The 2,556-nt window shown below is 69.4% G+C and carries 4 protein-coding genes; 1 reads left to right on the forward strand and 3 read right to left on the reverse strand.

Annotated features, from left to right (window positions below; all coding sequences use genetic code 11):
* Together EPD83_RS20505 and EPD83_RS20100 are read right to left on the reverse strand one after the other, a co-directional pair.
* Nucleotides 1-380: hypothetical protein (locus EPD83_RS20505; protein ID WP_205859647.1), on the reverse strand; the 380-nt coding region annotated here is incomplete at its 3' end.
* Nucleotides 377-730 (reverse strand): hypothetical protein, encoded by a 354-nt coding sequence (locus EPD83_RS20100; protein WP_128368505.1) that lies wholly within the window; start codon nt 728-730, stop codon nt 377-379. The genes EPD83_RS20505 and EPD83_RS20100, both read right to left, overlap by 4 nt.
* Nucleotides 731-941: 211 nt before the next feature.
* On the opposite strand from EPD83_RS20100, the gene EPD83_RS20105 reads away from it, so the two are divergent.
* Nucleotides 942-1,799 (forward strand): hypothetical protein, encoded by an 858-nt coding sequence (locus tag EPD83_RS20105; protein ID WP_128368506.1) that lies wholly within the window; start codon nt 942-944, stop codon nt 1,797-1,799.
* A 193-nt stretch (nt 1,800-1,992) separates the two neighbouring features.
* Here the strand turns inward: EPD83_RS20105 and EPD83_RS20110 are convergent.
* Nucleotides 1,993-2,556 (reverse strand): helix-turn-helix domain-containing protein (locus tag EPD83_RS20110; RefSeq protein WP_205859648.1); only part of this gene is annotated, 564 nt, incomplete at its 5' end.

Raw genomic sequence — 2,556 nt, forward strand, 5'->3', positions numbered from 1 at the left:
GCTGACGTGTCAGCTGCGGTGACGGCGGAGGCGGCGTTGCGTGTGGCGCCGATGATTCCGTTGCACTGCCCAAGAAGAACGGTCCGCACTGAATCCGGGAGCGGGATTCGACGGCCGGTGGCCAAGGCGCAAGGGTAGCGTGGGTTCCGTTGGCGTGCCCGGGCGTTGATCTGTTGCATGACGGGGTCACGGTCCGGGTCGGGGATCGCGGCCCAGGCGGACGCGGCCGCCTCGATGACCTCACCCCATGTGCGGAGCCTGGACTGGGCGTGGTCGGGACCGACGTACCACAGGGCGGATCGGGCGCGGGTGTCCGCGTTCAGCAGGAGCTCAGCAACACTACGACCGTCCCCGACGATCTGCACCGAAAGGTCGCTCACGGCGATACCTCGTCGGCCAGCCGTGCGATCTCACCAATCAGTCCCGATGCCCCGGGCGGAAAGTCCTCCAGGTGCTGCGACTGGGTGAGCTCCGTTGCCGCCACTACCAGGCTCGCGAAGTCGCGCTCCTCCAAGCCTTCGGGGAGCTCGACTTCATCGAGCGACTCACCCTGACTCGAAGGAAGAAGCTGCTGCGCTGCTGACGCGATGAGGTCCGCCCACAGGGCCGGGGAGTGCGTCGCCCGGTCGGTCTCGGCGCGGCGCATGCCCGCGTCGGATGCCTGGTACAGCAGCACGACCACTGCTCGCCAGGTCTGGGTCGCGGTCATGGATGTGTCCGGGCGGTTCATGCACGTTCCCTCTCAGCCGGGTCCCACTCCATCGAGCCAGTCCGCGGAGTGCTGATGACCGTCCCTGCCGTGATCTGGGGACGACCGGGTCGGCGTCAGAGCCCTGTGGACACTGGTCTCGATCGCCGTAAGCGGCGACCCTCGGTTCAGGAGTCACGACGCCATGTGTCAGGCCCGTCAGAGCGAACCGAGCGAGACGAGAGGGCCTCTGATGAGCCGGTGGATCTGGAAGGGGTTGGCGGTTGGCCCGGGCCTGATGGTCAGCACCGTGCTGACGTTGATGGCTGGCGCTCTGCTGCCGGCGCCCTGGGGACTCGCGCCGTTCGCGGTCGGCCTGGTTGCGGGAGGGCTGTGCCTGTCGGGCCGAGGGGAGTCGCTGGTCCTCCGAGTGGTGCTACGCGCCCGCCCTCTCCACGCCGCCGAACGGGACTCGATGAGGGCCGCCCTCACCCTCCTCTCTCAGAGCTATCTGGGTCCGCCACTGGTGCACGTGTGGGTGAGCCCTTCCGACCGTCGCACCGTGGCCGAAGCCGTCGGCCAGCGCACCGTCGTTGTCGCCGGCGGCGTCCTTGACGCGCTAGATGAGAGCCGGCTGACCCAGACGCAGGTCGCCGCGATGATCGGCCGCCCGGCCGGCCTGGTCCGCGACGGATGGGCGGGCCACGACGTGGCGATCACCGTCTGGTCATTCCCTTGGCTGCTGCTGCGAGCCATCATCCTTGGCGTCGCGGGGCCGTTCCTGCGCCTCCCTGTGGTCGCGCTGACGTGGCGGCTCAGAGTGGTGGTCATCGTCATCGCGGTCGTCCAAGCCGTGGAGCAGGGTCTGCCCTGGCTCGCCTGCCTCACCGGGCTATTCGGAGCGGTCAGCTACGCGACCCCGCTGACGCATCGTCGCTGGCGCGCCATGCTGCAGCTGGCCGGTGACCACGCGGTTCGCGAGGCCGGTCTCGCCGACCCGCCAGCACGGCCACGAAGCGGCGCCCGCACCCGGGTCCTGAGACGAGGGCATCGAGCGCTGCAGCCCTCCGGGAGATATGCGACCCCGGTCCGTCCGCTCCAGCCTCAATGAGACACCCCTAGGAGCTGCTGAGGTCCGCGACCGGCTACTGCCATGGCTCGGTCATGGAGCCACCTCGGTCTGCTCTGTCACCACGCGGGCCACGGAAATGGGCTTCCTCGGAGGCAGTATTCAGTCAGGCCCCAGGCCAGCAGTCGGACGGGTTCTGTATCAAATCGGCAGGAACTACTCAGCCGCTTCGCGCTCACCGAGACCGTGCGAGCGACCCCGCGTCTGACACGCCATGCCGGTCCGTCACGGCCCTGGCGGGGCGAGTGGCAGCGCGTGGTTCGGCCCACTCGTCCTGCCCCGCGGCCGGGCGGAGGCGGGGCTGGCCACTTGGGATCTGCTGGTCCTGTCGAAGCCGGAGCACAGTCCGGGAGGCGACGCCGAGCCGTTCGGCGATGTCGCTGTCGGAGGCTCCCGTGGCCGCCATCGTCCGAAGGACTGCGACTCTCTCGATGGCGGTCAAGCGCACGGGTGTGGGGTCGCCGCCGTGGGCGACACGATGGACCGCAGTTAGGTCGACCACGTCAGCGCTGCGGTCGTCGACAGCGGGGCCGGGGACGTGAGGGGTCGCGGTGGGATCGTCGATGGTGTCCTCGTCCCAGGCCAACGGCGGGGCGTAGCCGAGCTTGACAGCCCAGCCCCTAGTCTCTGGGGACGGCCCAGGCGTCATTGACAGCCGGTCATAGACGTCCCGGACCTCGCGCCAGCGCTGGACAGTCACTAGGTGACCCGGAGCGTTGATCAGCCGCGGCGTGCCCGG

The sequence above is a fragment of the Phycicoccus flavus genome, from assembly GCF_004025965.2.
Classification (GTDB): Bacteria; Actinomycetota; Actinomycetes; order Actinomycetales; family Dermatophilaceae; genus Phycicoccus; species Phycicoccus flavus.

Excerpts from the sequence above, each read along its gene's own strand:
- EPD83_RS20105 (WP_128368506.1), top strand. The coding sequence starts at position 942 with ATGAGCCGGTGGATCTGGAAGGGGTTGGCGGTTGGCCCGGGCCTGATG.
- EPD83_RS20100 (WP_128368505.1), bottom strand. The coding sequence starts at position 730 with ATGAACCGCCCGGACACATCCATGACCGCGACCCAGACCTGGCGAGCA.